This window comes from Bradyrhizobium frederickii (genome assembly GCF_004570865.1).
Lineage (GTDB): Bacteria > Pseudomonadota > Alphaproteobacteria > Rhizobiales > Xanthobacteraceae > Bradyrhizobium > Bradyrhizobium frederickii.
Window position 1 is genome coordinate 13,146 of record NZ_SPQS01000035.1, and the last position, 14,159, is coordinate 27,304.

The following is a 14,159-nucleotide window of genomic DNA, read 5'->3' on the forward strand; positions in this document are numbered from 1 at the left end:
GCCATGGGTGAAGCCAGGATATTGCTGCGGGCCGAGCCGGCCGCTGTCTCGGGCACAGGCGAGGTCGAGCGCAAGCTGAGCGTGGCCGAATTGCTCTGGAACGACGGCTTCGTCCGCAAGTCGGTGATCATCCTGTTCCTGGGGGCGGTCTGGGAAGCCTACGGCGTCGCGCTCGACAATCCGCTGTTGTTCCCGACGCTGCACGACACCGCGATCACGCTGTTCGAGCGCGTCAAGGACGGCACTATTCCGATGCGGGCCTGGACGTCGCTGAAAGTGCTGTTCATGGGCTATTCGGCCGGCATCGTGCTGGCCGCGATCTTCACGGTGCTCGCCATCTCGACCCGTATCGGCACCGATTTCCTCGAGACGGTGACGGCGATGTTCAATCCGCTGCCGGCGATCGCGCTGCTGCCGCTGGCGCTGATCTGGTTCGGGCTTGGCAACGGCAGTCTCGTCTTCGTGCTGATCCATTCCGTGCTGTGGCCGGTCGCGCTCAACACCCATTCCGGCTTCAAGAGCGTCTCCAACACGCTGCGCATGGTCGGGCGCAATTACGGCCTGCGCGGGCTGCCATACGTGGCCAAAATCCTGATTCCGGCGGCGTTCGGCTCGATCCTCACCGGCCTCAAGATCGGCTGGGCGTTTGCCTGGCGCACGCTGATCGCGGCCGAGCTGGTGTTCGGCGTCTCCTCCGGCCAGGGCGGGCTCGGCTGGTTCATCTTCGAGAACCGCAATCTGCTCGACATACCTGCCGTCTTCGCAGGCCTCTTGACCGTGATCATCATCGGGCTCTTTGTCGAGAACCTGATCTTCCGCGCCATCGAGCGGAACACGGTCCAGAAATGGGGCACTCAATCATGAGCAAGAAGAAAACACCCGATCAGCTCCGCAGCGCGCGCTGGTTCGCGCCCGACGATCTGCGCTCGTTCGGCCACCGCTCCCGCACCATGCAGATGGGCTACGCGCCGGAAGAGTGGAAGGACCGGCCGATCATCGCGATCCTCAACACCTGGTCGGACGCGCAGCCCTGCCACATGCACTTCAAGTCGCGCGTCGACGACGTCAAGCGCGGCATCCTGATGGCCGGCGGCCTGCCGCTGGAATTGCCGGCGCTGTCGCTGTCGGAATCGCTGCTCAAGCCGACGACCATGCTCTATCGCAACCTGCTGGCGATGGACGCCGAGGAGCTGCTGCGCAGCCATCCCGTCGACGGCGTGGTGCTGATGGGCGGCTGCGACAAGACCACGCCGGCGCTGCTGCTCGGTGCCACCTCGATGAACATCCCGGCGATCTATCTGCCGGCGGGCCCGATGCTGCGGGGCAATTGGAAGGGCAAGACGCTCGGCTCCGGCTCGGATGGCTGGAAATATTGGGACGAGCGCCGCGCCGGAAAAATCTCCGACAAGGACTGGCTCGACATCGAAGCCGGCATCGCGCGCAGCTACGGCACCTGCATGACCATGGGCACGGCCTCGACCATGACCGCGATTGCGGAAGCGATCGGCATGACCTTGCCCGGCGCCTCCTCGATTCCGGCCGCCGACGCCAACCACATCCGCATGGCCTCAGAATGCGGCCGCCGCATCGTCGAGATGGTGTGGGAAGACCTGACGCCAAAGACGATCCAGACCCGCAAGGCCTTCGAGAACGCGATCGCGGTCGCGATGGCGATGGGCTGCTCGACCAATGCGATCATCCATCTGATCGCGCAGGCCCGCCGTGCCGGCCAGGACATCGGCCTCGACGATTTCGAGATCGCGAGCCGCAAGGTGCCCGTCATCGCCAACGTCCGGCCGAGCGGCGACACCTACCTGATGGAGGACTTCTTCTATGCCGGCGGCCTGCCGGCGCTGATGGGCCAGATCAAGCCGCATCTGCATCTCGACTGCATTACTGTCACCGGCAGGACAGTGGCTGAGAACATCGACGGCGCCGAGGTGCACAACGCAGACGTGATCCGCTCCATCGACAATCCCATCTACAAGGAAGGCGCGCTTGCCGTGCTCAAGGGCAATCTCGCGCCCGACGGCTGCGTCATCAAGCCCTCCGCCTGCGCGCCGCGCTTCCTCAAGCACACCGGGCCGGCGCTGGTGTTCGACGACTATCCGTCGATGAAGAAGGCGGTCGACGATCTCGATCTCGACGTCACCGAGGACCACATTCTCATCCTGCGCAATGCCGGGCCGCAAGGCGGGCCGGGCATGCCGGAATGGGGCATGCTGCCGATTCCGACCAAGCTCGTGAAGCAGGGCGTGCGCGACATGGTGCGCATCTCGGATGCGCGCATGAGCGGCACCAGCTACGGCGCCTGCATCCTGCACGTCGCGCCGGAATCCTATGTCGGCGGCCCGCTCGCGCTGGTGCAGAACGGCGACCGCATCACGCTCGACGTCGCCGCGCGCACCATCAATCTCGATGTTCCCGAAGCCGAGCTGGAAAAACGCCGCGCCGCCTGGAAGCAGCCCGAGCGCCGCTTCGAGCGCGGCTATGGCTGGATGTTCACCAAGCATATCAAGCAGGCCAATGACGGCTGCGACTTCGACTTCCTCGAGACCGATTTCGGCGCGCCGATCGGCGAGCCGTCGATTTATTGATGTCGTTCCGGGGCGCGAAGCGAACCCGGAACCCATTTCACCGCCGTACGTGCGGCCCGATGGATTCCGGGTTCGCGCTGCGCGCGCCCCGGAATGACGACCACGAGAGAGTATGCCAAATGACAAAACTTTCCGAAGCCACCCGCAACAAGCTCAAATCCGTCTCCACCGCCACGGTCGCCACCGCCTTGTTCAAGCGTGGCCTGCGCATCCAGATGATCCAGGACGTCCATCCCGTCGGACCCAACCAGCCGACCATGGTCGGCGAGGCCTTCACGCTGCGCTACATGCCGGCGCGCGAGGATCTCAATACGATAGAGGTCTTCAAGGACCGCTCGCACCCGCAGCGCAAGGCGGTGGAAGATTGCCCGCCGGGCGCCGTGCTGGTGATGGACAGCCGCAAGGACGCGCGGGCGGCGTCGGCCGGTGCCATCCTGGTGACGCGGCTGATGAAGCGTGGCGTCGCCGGCGTCGTCACCGACGGCGGCTTTCGCGATTCCGCCGAGATCGCCAGGCTCGGCATTCCCGCCTACCACCATCGCCCCAGCGCACCGACCAATCTGACGCTGCACCAGGCGATCGAGATCAACGTGCCCATCGGCTGCGGCGACGCGCCGGTGTTTCCCGGCGACGTCATCCTGGGCGATGCCGACGGCGTCATCGTGATCCCGGCGCATCTCGCGGACGAGATCGCGAGCGAGACCTTCGAGATGACCGCGTTCGAGGATTTCGTCACCGAGGAGGTCGGCAAGGGCCGCGGCATCTTCGGCCTCTATCCCGCCACGGATCCGCAGACGCTCACCGACTTTGCGGAGTGGCGGAAGAAGAACGGGCGTTAGTAGGATGGAAGGTCGCGCCACATTCTCTACTGTCGTCCCGGCGAACGCCGGGACCCATACCCCCAGGGAGAAGTTTGGCGAAGGTCTGCAGTTAAGAGGCCTTGCCGAGGTACTGCTACCTGCGCACCACCGATAAATCACGCGGTATGGGTCCCGGCGTTCGCCGGGACGACGGCGTTGGCTGTCGCTACACCCCCGCCTCCGCCATCCCTGCCGCCCACAGCGCGAACGCATAGACGATCGCGACCTCGTCGAGCCGGTCGAAGCGGCCTGAGGCGCCGCCGTGGCCGGCGCCCATGTTGGTGCGGAGCAGGACCGGGCCGCCGCCGGTCATGGTGGCGCGCAGGCGCGCGATCCATTTGGCGGGCTCCCAATAGGTGACGCGCGGATCGGTCAAGCCGCCCATCGCCAGGATCGCCGGATAGTCCTTCGCGGCGACGTTGTCGTAGGGCGAGTAGGACAGGATGGTGCGAAAATCCTTCCCGCTCTCGATCGGATTGCCCCATTCCGGCCATTCCGGCGGCGTCAGCGGCAGCGTGTCGTCGAGCATGGTGTTGAGCACGTCCACGAACGGCACTTCGGCGACGATGCCGGCGAACAATTCGCCGGCGCGGTTGGCGACCGCGCCCATCAGCATGCCGCCGGCCGAGCCGCCATGGCCAATGATGCGCTTGGCGCTGGTGTATTTCGCATCGATCAGCGCCTGCGCGCTGGCCGCGAAATCGTCGAACGAGTTGGTCTTCTTCTCGCGCTTGCCGTCGAGGTACCAGCCCCAGCCCTTGTCGGCGCCGCCGCGAATATGCGCGATGGCGTGGACGAAGCCGCGGTCGACCAGCGACAGGCGGTTGGCGTTGAACGAGGCCGGCATCGCCATGCCGTAGGAGCCGTAGCCGTAGAGCAGCAGCGGCGCCGAGCCGTCGAGCTTGAGCCCGCGGCGATAGAGGATCGACACCGGCACCTCGGCGCCGTCATGCGCCTTCGCCATGATGCGCGTGGTGACGTAATCGGCCGCGTTGTGGCCGGACGGGATCTCCTGGCGCTTGCGCAAGGTGCGCGTGCGCTTCGCCATGTCGTAGTCGTAGACTTCGGACGGCGTCGTCATCGACGAATAGGAGAAGCGCAAATTCGTCGTCTCGAACTCGTAGGAGCCCATCGTATCCAGCGAGTAGGCGGCCTCGTCGAAGGCGATGGCATGTTCCTCGTTCGAGGCGAGATCGCGGATCACGATCGAGGGCAGCGCATTGGCGCGCTCCAGCCGCACCAGATGGCCGGCATAGAGATCGAGGTCGATGATGTAGATGCCGGGCCGATACGGGATCAGGTCGCGCCAGTTCTTGCGCTCGGGCGAAGAGAGCGGCGCGGTGACGATCTTGAAGTCGATGGCGTCATCGGCATTGGTGAGGATGAAGAGCTGATCGCCGCGGTCGGCGAGCGAATATTGCACGCCTTCCTCGCGCGCGGCGACCAGGCGCGGCGGCGCCTCGGGATTGGCGAGATCGATCAGCCGCTGCTCAGAGGTCTCGTGATCGCCGCCCGCGATCACGCAGAAGCGGCCGCTGGTGCTCTCGTGCAGATGGGTGAACCAGCCGGCATCCTGCTCTTCATAGACCAGCGCGTCGTCGGCTTGCCCAGTGCCGAGCCTGTGGCGCCACACCTGCATCGGCCGGTGATTGTCGTCGAGCTTCACATAGAAGAAGCTCTTGCAGTCCTTGGCCCAGACCACGCCGCCGTCGGTCTCCTCGACCAGGTCGTCGAGATCCTTGCCGCTCGCCCAGTCGCGGACGCGGATCGAGAAATATTCGGAGCCCTTGGTGTCCGCGCTCCAGGCCTGCAGCTTGTGATCATAGGAGTGCCGGCTGCCGCCGAACTTGAAATATTTGTGGTCCTTGGCCAGCGCATCGCCGTCGAGCACGATCTCGCCGTCGCCGCCCTCGCGCGGCATGCGGCCGAACAGCTCGTGCTGCCCGCCCTCGCGAAACCGGCGGAAATAGGCGAAGGGACCATCGGGCGACGGCACGCTGGAATCGTCCTCCTTGATCCGTCCGCGCATCTCGCGCACCAGCGTCTTCTGGAGCGGCGCGGTGTGGCCGAGCAGGCTCTCGGTGTAGGCGTTCTCCTCGTCGAGATATTTGCGGATATCGGGATCGAGCACGGCGGGATCGCGCAGCACTTCCTGCCATTTCGCGTCCTTCAACCAGGCATAGTCGTCGGTCACGGTGATCCCGTGCCGCGTGAAGGAATGCGGCCGGCGCGGGGCGACGGGGGGCTGGGAAGGCATCTTGGTTTGGGTCACTCGGTCCTCATTGTGTCTCATTCGCGCAGTGTCTTTTCTTCACCTCTCCCCGCCTGCGGGGAGAGGTCGGAATTTGCGAGCGCAAATTCCGGGTGAGGGGGTACAGGTCCCTCGACAGATCTTATCCGCGGAGAGAGGCCCCTCACCCCCAACCCTCACAGGGCGAGCATAGCTCGTCCCGACTCCGTAAGAACGGGGAGAGGGAGAAGAGACGCCGCCGCTTTGTTCGCGCCTTCCCTTATATCGTCCCGATTCCGCGAATTGCCAGCGCGTCCGCGCCAGGCCGCCGGGTTGTTGATCGGCCCCGTCTATGCTTTACGGACCATATCCTCGCCCCCGGTCCAGCCTGATGCTGTTCAATTCCTACCCGTTCATCCTGCTGTTCCTGCCCCTGGTGCTGGCAGGCTATTTCTGGCTCGGGCGGCGCAGCAATCTCACGCCGGTGATCTGGCTGGCACTGACCTCGCTCGCCTTCTACGCCATCGGCAACTGGCAGTTCGTGGCCCTGTTGCTTCTGTCGATCGCCTTCAACTACGGCGTCGGCCATCTTCTGATCGTGTCGGAGCTCGGCCCGTCACGACGAAAGGCGGTGCTCGCGCTTGGCGTCGCTGGCGATCTCGTCGTGCTCGGCATCTTCAAATATGCCGGTTTCGTCACCGAGAACGTCAACGCGCTGTTCGGCACGCATGTCGCGGTCCACATCCTGCTGCCGGTCGGCATCTCCTTCTATACGTTCACGCAGATCGCGTTCCTGGTCGATGCCTATCGCGGCCAGGTCGCGGCCTACGCGCTGCCGCATTACGCGCTGTTCGTGACTTACTTCCCGCATCTGATCGCCGGGCCCATCCTCCACCACAAGGACATGATCCCGCAATTCGAGCAGGAAAAATCCAAACATCCCGACGCGCATCTCATCCTGTGCGGCGTCATCATCTTCGCCATCGGCCTGTTCAAGAAGACCTGTCTCGCCGACGGCATCCAGCCGCTGGTCGCGCTCGCCTTCGAGGCGCGCTCGCCGAGCTTCGACCAGGCGTGGCTGGGTGCGCTCGCCTACACGTTCCAGCTCTATTTCGACTTCTCCGGCTATTCCGACATGGCGATCGGGATCTCGCTGATGTTCGGCATCTTCCTGCCCGTGAACTTCAACTCGCCTTACAAGGCGACCAGCATCGTCGAGTTCTGGCGCCGCTGGCACGTGACGCTGTCGCAATTCTTGCGCGACTATCTCTACATCCCGCTCGGCGGCAATCGCAGGGGACGCGTGCTGCGCTACGCCAATCTGATGATCACGATGCTGCTCGGCGGGCTCTGGCACGGCGCCGCCTGGACCTTCGTCATCTGGGGCGCGCTGCACGGCGCCTATCTCTGTGTCAATCACGCCTTCAATGCGCTGGTGCCGACGATCCCATCTGGTCTCGCGCGGCCGGCCCGTATCGCGGGAGCTGCGCTGACATTCTTGGCCGTCGTCGTCGCCTGGGTGTTCTTCCGCGCCGAGAGCGTCACATGGGCGCTGCGCGTGCTGCAGGCCATGGCCGATCCCTCGAATATCGTCTTCGGCCGCGAGGAGATCGCGGCCCTGGTAATGGTCGCCATCTACGCCGCGCTGGTGTGGCTGGCGCCGAACACGCAAACGCTCATGGGATACGATCACGCCGGCCGCAGGGTCGGCGAAGCCTTGCGGGCAGGGCGGATGCGGCCGCTGTTCCTCTATGCGGCGTCGCTGGTGCTCGCGTTCGGAATCCTGGGCATCCAGAGCCACAGCGAATTCATCTATTTCCGGTTCTGATGCGCGGGAATTTCACACATCTGGCGCGTCTTCTGCTCGCGAGCATCGTGTGCGTGCTGGGCGCCGCAGCGCTCACCTATGCCGTCGATCCCCTGCAGCTGTTCCGCCCTTCGCGTCTTGCCTTCTATTCCGACGACACGCGCATGCAGAATGCCGGGCTGATCCGCAGCCAGTCGTTCGACACTGCTTTCATGGGCACCTCGCTCGCAATCCATTTCCGCCAGAGCGACATTGACCGCGCGCTCGGCGTGCATTCGCTCAAGCTGGCGATGACCGGCTCCAACTCGCGCCAGCAGGCTTTCGTGCTGGAGCAGGCGATCGGGCGCGGCGCCAGGCGTGTGATCTGGGCGATGGACGATTTCATCTTCATCGATGCCGCCGATATCGAGGCCGATCCTTATCTCTCCGTCGATCTCTATCGCGGGACGGCGAAGGGCGTTGCGTCCTATCTGTTCAGCGCCGCGATGGCGAAGGAATCCATGTTCGCGCTGCTGCGCTCGGTCCCGCCATTGCGGCAGCCGCTGACCCGGGCGGCGCCGTTCCTGCCTGTGAAATTCGCGCTGCCTGACGTCAACGACATCTACGCGCTGCCGCGGGATTTCGACGTCGCGCGCGACTACAATGCGAAGAAGACGCTCGCTGCCTTCGCCTACATTACCAATCCCACGCGCAGCCGCTTCCTCGGCGAAGGCTACAATTATGAGGCCATGGTCCGGCATTTCGAGCGCGATGCCGTCGGCCTGATCGCGCGTCACCCCGACGTGACCTTTGACGTCTACTTCCCGCCCTATTCGATCCTGCAATTCGTCGCGATGCGCGAGGCCTCGCCTGCCACGCTGAAGATCGTTACCGATCTCACGGCCGTCATCGCACAGCGCCTGACCCAGCTTCCCAATGTGCACCTGCACGATTTCCGCGCGATCAAATCGGTGACGCACGATCTGAACAATTACGGCGACGTCATCCACCATTCGCCGGTGGTGGACGCCATGGTGCTGAGATGGCTGGCGAGCGGGGAGTATCGCGCCGATCCGAAGCAGCCGACCGCGTCGCTGGAGGAGCTGAAGGCGCAGGTCGAGGCGTATCGCGTGCCACAGCCGTAACCCAACACTCCGCCGTCGTCCCGGACAAGCGCGCCTCAAGCGCGCGCAGATCCGGGATCCATAACCACAGGGCGGAGATTGGTGCGAGCTGGTAACTCCGAGTCTTCGCCAAACCACGTCCTGTGGCTATGGATCCCGGATCTGCGCTCCGCGCTGACGACGCTGCGCGTTGCCAGAGCTACGCTTGTCCGGGACGACAGCGGAGTTTGGCTCCAGTTACACCGCCACCTCGTCGCCGAGATACGACACCGCCGCCTCCAGTCCGCCCTTGCCGTGCGGGATCTTCAGCGCGTTGAGGCCGACCTCGATCACGCCGAGCGTGCCGAGCAGCATCGGCGCGTTGACGTGGCCCATATGGGCGATGCGGAAGGCCTGGCCGGAGAGGTCGCCGATGCCGGTTCCGAGCACCACGCCGCACTTGTCCTTGCAATAGCGTTGCAGCACCGCGGGATCGTAGCCGTTGCTCATGGTCACCGTGGTCACGGTGTTGGAGCGCTCGCTCGCTTCGGCGACGTTGAAGCCGAGCACCTGGCCTTCCGCCCAGACGGCAACGGCGCGGCGCGCGGCTTCGCCGAGCAGGCTGTGGCGGCGGAAGGCATTCTCAAGCCCTTCCTCGTGCAGCATGTCGATCGCGCGGCGCAGCGCGAACAACAGATGCACCGGCGCGGTGCCGGCATATTTGCGATAATTCTCGGTGCCCTCGCGCTCGCTCCAGCTCCAATAGGGCGTCGACATATTGGCCTTCTTGTGCACCTCGAGCGCACGGGCATTGGCGGCGACGAAGCCGAGGCCGGGCGGCGTCATCAGGCCCTTCTGCGAGCCGGACATCGCGACGTCGATGCCCCATTTATCCATCTCGAACTCCATGCAGCCTAGCGAGGCCACGGTGTCGACCATGTACAGCGCGGGATGCCCGGACGCCTTGATCGCCTTGCCGATCGCCTCGATGTCATTCTGCACGCCTGAGGCCGTGTCGACCTGGACCACGACGACGGCCTTGATGGTGTGCTCCTTGTCGCGGCGCAGGCGCTCCTCGACCTCGTGCGGCCGTACCGCGCGGCGCCAGTCGCCCTTGAGCACCTCGACCTCGGCGCCCATCAGCGCCGCCGCATTGCCCCAGCCGATCGCGAAGCGGCCGCTCTCCAGCACCAGCACCTTGTCGCCGCGCGACAACACGTTGCTGAGCGCGGCTTCCCAGGCGCCGTGACCGTTGGCGATGTAGATGTAGGACTTGCCCTTGGTCGCAAACAGCTTCGAGATGTCGCCGAGCAGGCTCTCGGTCAGGTCGAGCATCTCCTTGGAATAGATGTCGATCGCCGGACGGTGCATCGCCCGCAGCACTTCGTCGGGCATCGTGGTGGGCCCGGGGATGGCCAGAAACTCCCGGCCCGCGCGAACGGTCATTGCTGTCAGTCCTTGTTGTCAGAGAACAGGATGGTGGGTCGCTGAATCACGTTTTACGCGCGGCTTGGGTTTGAGAAAAGCACGTAAAACGCAGGTCTGGTTATCGCTTCGTCTCGCGGCAGCCGGCGGCTTCGGCCTCCTCGACCGAGCAGAACCAGCGGGTGCCCTTGCTGATCTTCATCTTGATCTGGGTGTACCAGCGGCTGGTCGGCTGGTGAAAGATGCACTCGCCGGCGCTGTTGACGTTGCCCTTGATGGTGCAATCCGGGGAGGGGGCGACCGGGCCCGAGGCCGAGGCGAGCAGCACCGCATGCGCCCCGTCGGGCGCCTTGGTGGCGCCGAGGATGGTCGTCTTCTTGTTGCGCTCACGCCAGTCCCAGGGCGCGATGAAGGCCCCCTGCCACATCCCGGCTTTGGCCTCGCGCGCAGCCTTTTCGTCGGCTTCGTAATCGTGGGACACGCGGGTATAGGCCAGCGCCCAGCCGCTGCGCACCAGCCATTTCTGGATGTCTTCGCCGTCAACCTCGCAGCGCGCCACGGTGCGGCCGCGGCGGTCGATCGACCGCGTGTGGCAGACCCAGTTCTTGCCGTCGGCATATTTGGCGAGCTCGTCGCGCGCCGCGATCCCGCAAGTCCAGCGCTCGGTCTTGGTGTTGAGGCAGAGCTGGTCGATCGCCGGCGCGTCGATGCCGCCGAGCCGGATCCGCGTATTGCCGATCACGACGGCATCGCCGGCGCGAACTTTTGCGATGCCGGTGATGTCGGCGGCGTGCGCGAGCGAGGGGGCGAGCAAAGCAAGCGCAATCAGGAATCTTCGCAACATGCCGGTCCGCGTGTGATGAAATCTCGATAGACGGCGCAATTGTGGTCGGCTTTTGGCCGGTCGGCCAGCTTCTGCTTCGCAGAGAGCCTTTCAACTTCCCGTCATTGCGGGAGGTGCCGTAGGGTGGGCAAAGCGGAGCATGCCCACCATTTCTCGCAATTCGTCGAAAGCCGGTGGGCACGGCGCTCTGCGCCTTTGCCCACCCTACGAGACCTACCCCCGCGCCATCGCCCGCTTCGCCAGCGCCAGCCCCATCAGCACGAAGGCCGACGTCACCTCCGGCCCGCCCACCAGGATCCGCGTCGGCGTCTTCATCTTGTTCCACTCATAGGCGCGGAACGGGCCGCGACGGCCGCCTTCGCCGATGGCACTGACGATCACGCTCAGCGCCGGTGCGAAGGCGCGCGGGTCGGCGCCGAGATGGCCGAGTGCGATCAGCGCCAGCGCGGCGTCGAACACGTTCATCTCCGCGGCCATCAGCTCGCCCTTGACGTAGGACAACACGCGATCGCGGATGAAGTCGAAATCGCCGCCGGGATCGATCGCGGCCTGCGCCGCCAGCGGCAGCGCCAGGAAGGCCGCATAGCAGCGGCCGAAATAGGCGCTGTAGAGTTCCGGCAGGTAATAGATGTGGGAACGCGGATTGGCGAAGGCGGCGCTCGCAGCCAGCCGCTTCTGGAAGCCGATGATGCGATGCACCGTGGCGAGCCGCGACGGCGTCTCCAGGACTTTCCAGCGCGCGAGGTTGCGAAAGCTCACCTCGAGAATGTCGAGATTGAGCGTCGGATCGAGATCGTTGCCGTAGGGCCGCTCGCCCTCGAGGTTGTCGATCCAGGTCGCGACTCCGCCCTCGTAATCGATATTGTCGTTGAGCGGCACGGTCACGCGCGGCGCGTTGATTCCGGCGCGCACCTGGTAGCCGGAATAGAAGTCGAGCAGCGGCTGGTCGATGATCGGATCAAGGCAGCCGGCCTGCGTCGCTGCCGAGATCGAGCACGCCGTGGTGTCGCAATCCGGCACGTAGATGCCGAAGCCGAGATCCTGCTTGATCTGCGCGAAGTAGCGCGAGAAGCGCGGATGCGGCGCGGGTGCCAGCGCGGTGACGACGTTGAAGCGCGCGCCGTCGATGCCCTCGACCTCCTCGCGGCTGGTGTTGACGCAGAAATCCACCATGTCGGCGATGGCGCGCTGTGCTGCGACCTTGTCGGCGGGTGAGGCGAGGCCGGTCTCGCCGTAGCTCAGCAGCGCCTCGATGAAGAACGCGTCGTAATAGGCCGAGCGGTGCCGGATCTGCATCGGCTCCCACATCGGCTCGGCGATTCCTCGCCACGGCGGATTGACGACGGCCCGGGCCGGCGAGCGCGCGATGAAGACGCGGGCGAGGTTGAACAGCAGCGAGGAATTCTTGTAGCCGCGGGCATTGAGGCCCGTGAGCGCCATGATCAGCTCGCGGCCGCGAAAATCGGGATCGCCGATCAGATTGAAGGCGGCATAGGTCGGCAGGAAGCCGTTCTTGCGGTAGGAGCCGAGCAGATGCTGCGCGCAATCCCGGATCACGGCGTCGATCTGCGCCTCGGGCGGTGTGGAACCGGTGAACATCGCCGGCGGCGGCTTGGGATGGTCGAGCGCGATGCTGTCGACGAGATCGGCGACCGGCTGGCCCACCGCCGCCCAGTCGGGTTCGGCCTCGTCGCGGGCACGTACCAGCGCCTCGCGCAGCGCCGTCAGCCTGGCCTCGTCGCGCAGCTCGGGCAGCCCGGCCCGCCGCAGCAGCACCCGCAGCGCGGGATTGCCGAGCGCGGTCTTGTAGAACTTGGCCAGATGCGGATCGCCGCTGGCCGGGCCCGATAGGACGGGATCGCACACGTCGTAAAGTGAAGGGCCGTCCTTCGGCGCCAGCAGCGCCCGGCAGGCAGCGCCGGCAAAATAATGAAAGCTCATGAAGTACCTGGTCGCGGGGCTTTGGCGGGGTCTTGGCGGGTCTTGGCCAGGGGCCGGCCAGCGCACTCCCAGCCGCGCGCCACCCCCTGCAAGTCGTTGAAAAAGCTATCCGGATTCGCAGGAAAAACAAATGTGATGAAAGTCACGGAAGAAGCCGGCACGAAGGCTGCATGATCGGGCCCGGAAGGGTACGGGGAGAGCAGGAAATGCAGCAATCCAGGCAACGGAATTATCAAGGATCTTCAGCAGCTTAGCTGAAATTCTGAGCAATCTGTTGCCGGGCGCCCTATATCCGGTTAAAGGTTTGTTTGGTGCGGCGCCGCAAATTGCGCGCAATTCGGGGGCACATCCCCGGCCAATCCCTCAAACCTAAAGACGCTATCGCGCTACTCAAACAGTGTGCGCGCGCTTGGCTGGTCTTTGGCACAGGAAACGAACCGAGATGAATGTAAAGCAGCTCGACCTTTCCCGACGCACCATCGCGGTGGCCGCTGCCCTGATCGGCACGGTCTCGCTGGTGATCGGCGCCCATGCTGCTCTCAACATGCGTGCGATCGATGCCGCCAAGGCCGTCTCGACCGACCAGATCACCGGCTCGATCGGCCAGTCCTCGCGCCTCGCGCTGGTCATCGGCAATGGACATTATCCGGACGCCAGCGCGCCGCTGACGCAGTCGATCAACGACGCCCGCGCGCTGTCCTCGTCCCTGCGCAAGAACGGCTTTGACGTCGACATGGTGGAAGACGCGACCCGGGACGACATGGTCCGTGCCGTGAGCCGCCTGAAGTCCCGGATCAAGCCCGACAGCGTCGTCATGCTGTTCTTCGGCGGCTACGGCGTGCAGGCCGGCCGCGAGAGCTACATGCTGCCGGTCGACGCCGTGATCTGGAAGGAAAGCGACGTCCGCCGCCAGGGCGTCTCGATCGACGGCGTGCTCGACATGATGAAGGAGCAGGGCGCCAAGGCCAAGCTCGTCGTCGTCGACGCCTCCCGCCGTAACCCCTACGAGCGCCGCTTCCGCTCCTACAGCCACGGTCTGGCGCCGATCAGCGCGTCCGACAATGCGCTGATCCTCTCCTCGGCCTCGCCCGGCAAGGTCGTCGACGACGGCAAGGGCGACCACAGCGTGCTGGTCAGCGAGTTCCTGAGCAACCTCAATGCCAAGGGCAGCGCCGAAAGCGTCTTCAACAAGACCCGCCTCGCCATCTCCCGCGCCAGCGAAGGCGACCAGGTCCCGACCGTCTCCTCCTCGCTGCTCGAAGACGTCCATTTCGGCGAAGCCGGCGGCTAGTTTTTCGCGGGCTCGCGAGCTCTCGTAGGGTGGGCAAAGACGCGTAAGCGTCGTGCCCACCATTTTTCCCAGGATTGCGAGA

10 protein-coding genes are annotated in these 14,159 nt (G+C 65.0%); 6 read left to right on the forward strand and 4 right to left on the reverse strand.

Features of this window, described 5'->3' with window-relative positions; all coding sequences use genetic code 11:
* Window positions 1–3: 3 nt before the first annotated feature.
* From E4K64_RS35420 to E4K64_RS35430, 3 genes are all read left to right on the forward strand, one after another.
* Window positions 4–864 (forward strand): ABC transporter permease, encoded by an 861-nt coding sequence (locus E4K64_RS35420; RefSeq protein ID WP_135167412.1) that lies wholly within the window; start codon window positions 4–6, stop codon window positions 862–864.
* Window positions 861–2,597: an L-arabinonate dehydratase gene (araD, locus tag E4K64_RS35425; RefSeq protein WP_209312012.1), complete on the forward strand. Its 1,737-nt coding sequence runs from the start codon at window positions 861–863 to the stop codon at window positions 2,595–2,597. Before E4K64_RS35420 ends, araD begins: the two co-directional genes overlap by 4 nt.
* 119 nt (window positions 2,598–2,716) lie before the next feature.
* Window positions 2,717–3,436 (forward strand): ribonuclease activity regulator RraA, encoded by a 720-nt coding sequence (locus tag E4K64_RS35430; RefSeq protein WP_135167413.1) that lies wholly within the window; start codon window positions 2,717–2,719, stop codon window positions 3,434–3,436.
* A gap of 187 nt (window positions 3,437–3,623) precedes the next feature.
* On the opposite strand, the gene E4K64_RS35435 is transcribed toward E4K64_RS35430, so the two are convergent.
* The gene (locus E4K64_RS35435) at window positions 3,624–5,729 is read right to left on the reverse strand and encodes a S9 family peptidase (RefSeq protein WP_135167414.1); all 2,106 of its coding nucleotides are present in this window, start codon (window positions 5,727–5,729) and stop codon (window positions 3,624–3,626) included.
* A 349-nt stretch (window positions 5,730–6,078) separates the two neighbouring features.
* Between E4K64_RS35435 and E4K64_RS35440 the strand changes: the two genes are divergently transcribed.
* Both E4K64_RS35440 and E4K64_RS35445 read left to right on the forward strand, forming a co-directional pair.
* Window positions 6,079–7,515, forward strand: coding sequence for an MBOAT family O-acyltransferase (locus E4K64_RS35440; RefSeq protein ID WP_135167415.1), 1,437 nt, complete (start codon window positions 6,079–6,081; stop codon window positions 7,513–7,515).
* Window positions 7,515–8,618 carry a hypothetical protein gene (locus E4K64_RS35445; RefSeq protein ID WP_135167416.1) on the forward strand — a complete coding sequence of 368 codons (1,104 nt, stop codon included), beginning with the start codon at window positions 7,515–7,517 and terminating at the stop codon, window positions 8,616–8,618. Before E4K64_RS35440 ends, E4K64_RS35445 begins: the two co-directional genes overlap by 1 nt.
* Window positions 8,619–8,834: 216 nt before the next feature.
* Here E4K64_RS35445 and E4K64_RS35450 read toward each other — a convergent pair whose 3' ends face one another.
* The 3 genes from E4K64_RS35450 to E4K64_RS35460 form a co-directional block, all read right to left on the reverse strand.
* On the reverse strand, window positions 8,835–10,022 hold the full coding sequence (locus E4K64_RS35450; RefSeq protein WP_135167417.1) for a pyridoxal-phosphate-dependent aminotransferase family protein: 1,188 nt from the start codon (window positions 10,020–10,022) through the stop codon (window positions 8,835–8,837).
* Window positions 10,023–10,122: 100 nt separating this feature from the next.
* The gene (locus tag E4K64_RS35455) at window positions 10,123–10,845 is read right to left on the reverse strand and encodes a thermonuclease family protein (protein WP_135167418.1); all 723 of its coding nucleotides are present in this window, start codon (window positions 10,843–10,845) and stop codon (window positions 10,123–10,125) included.
* A 213-nt stretch (window positions 10,846–11,058) separates the two neighbouring features.
* Window positions 11,059–12,786: a hypothetical protein gene (locus E4K64_RS35460; RefSeq protein ID WP_135167419.1), complete on the reverse strand. Its 1,728-nt coding sequence runs from the start codon at window positions 12,784–12,786 to the stop codon at window positions 11,059–11,061.
* A 442-nt stretch (window positions 12,787–13,228) separates the two neighbouring features.
* Here E4K64_RS35460 and E4K64_RS35465 point away from each other — a divergent pair, with 442 nt between their 5' ends.
* Window positions 13,229–14,077: a caspase family protein gene (locus E4K64_RS35465; protein ID WP_135167420.1), complete on the forward strand. Its 849-nt coding sequence runs from the start codon at window positions 13,229–13,231 to the stop codon at window positions 14,075–14,077.
* Window positions 14,078–14,159: the final 82 nt, after the last annotated feature.

Bases quoted from the DNA above. Each gene is read 5' to 3' on its own strand.
- E4K64_RS35420 (WP_135167412.1), top strand. From the start codon at position 4: ATGGGTGAAGCCAGGATATTGCTGCGGGCCGAGCCGGCCGCTGTCTCG.
- araD (WP_209312012.1), top strand. From the start codon at position 861: ATGAGCAAGAAGAAAACACCCGATCAGCTCCGCAGCGCGCGCTGGTTC.
- E4K64_RS35430 (WP_135167413.1), top strand. From the start codon at position 2,717: ATGACAAAACTTTCCGAAGCCACCCGCAACAAGCTCAAATCCGTCTCC.
- E4K64_RS35440 (WP_135167415.1), top strand. From the start codon at position 6,079: ATGCTGTTCAATTCCTACCCGTTCATCCTGCTGTTCCTGCCCCTGGTG.
- E4K64_RS35445 (WP_135167416.1), top strand. From the start codon at position 7,515: ATGCGCGGGAATTTCACACATCTGGCGCGTCTTCTGCTCGCGAGCATC.
- E4K64_RS35450 (WP_135167417.1), bottom strand. From the start codon at position 10,022: ATGACCGTTCGCGCGGGCCGGGAGTTTCTGGCCATCCCCGGGCCCACC.
- E4K64_RS35455 (WP_135167418.1), bottom strand. From the start codon at position 10,845: ATGTTGCGAAGATTCCTGATTGCGCTTGCTTTGCTCGCCCCCTCGCTC.
- E4K64_RS35460 (WP_135167419.1), bottom strand. From the start codon at position 12,786: ATGAGCTTTCATTATTTTGCCGGCGCTGCCTGCCGGGCGCTGCTGGCG.
- E4K64_RS35465 (WP_135167420.1), top strand. From the start codon at position 13,229: ATGAATGTAAAGCAGCTCGACCTTTCCCGACGCACCATCGCGGTGGCC.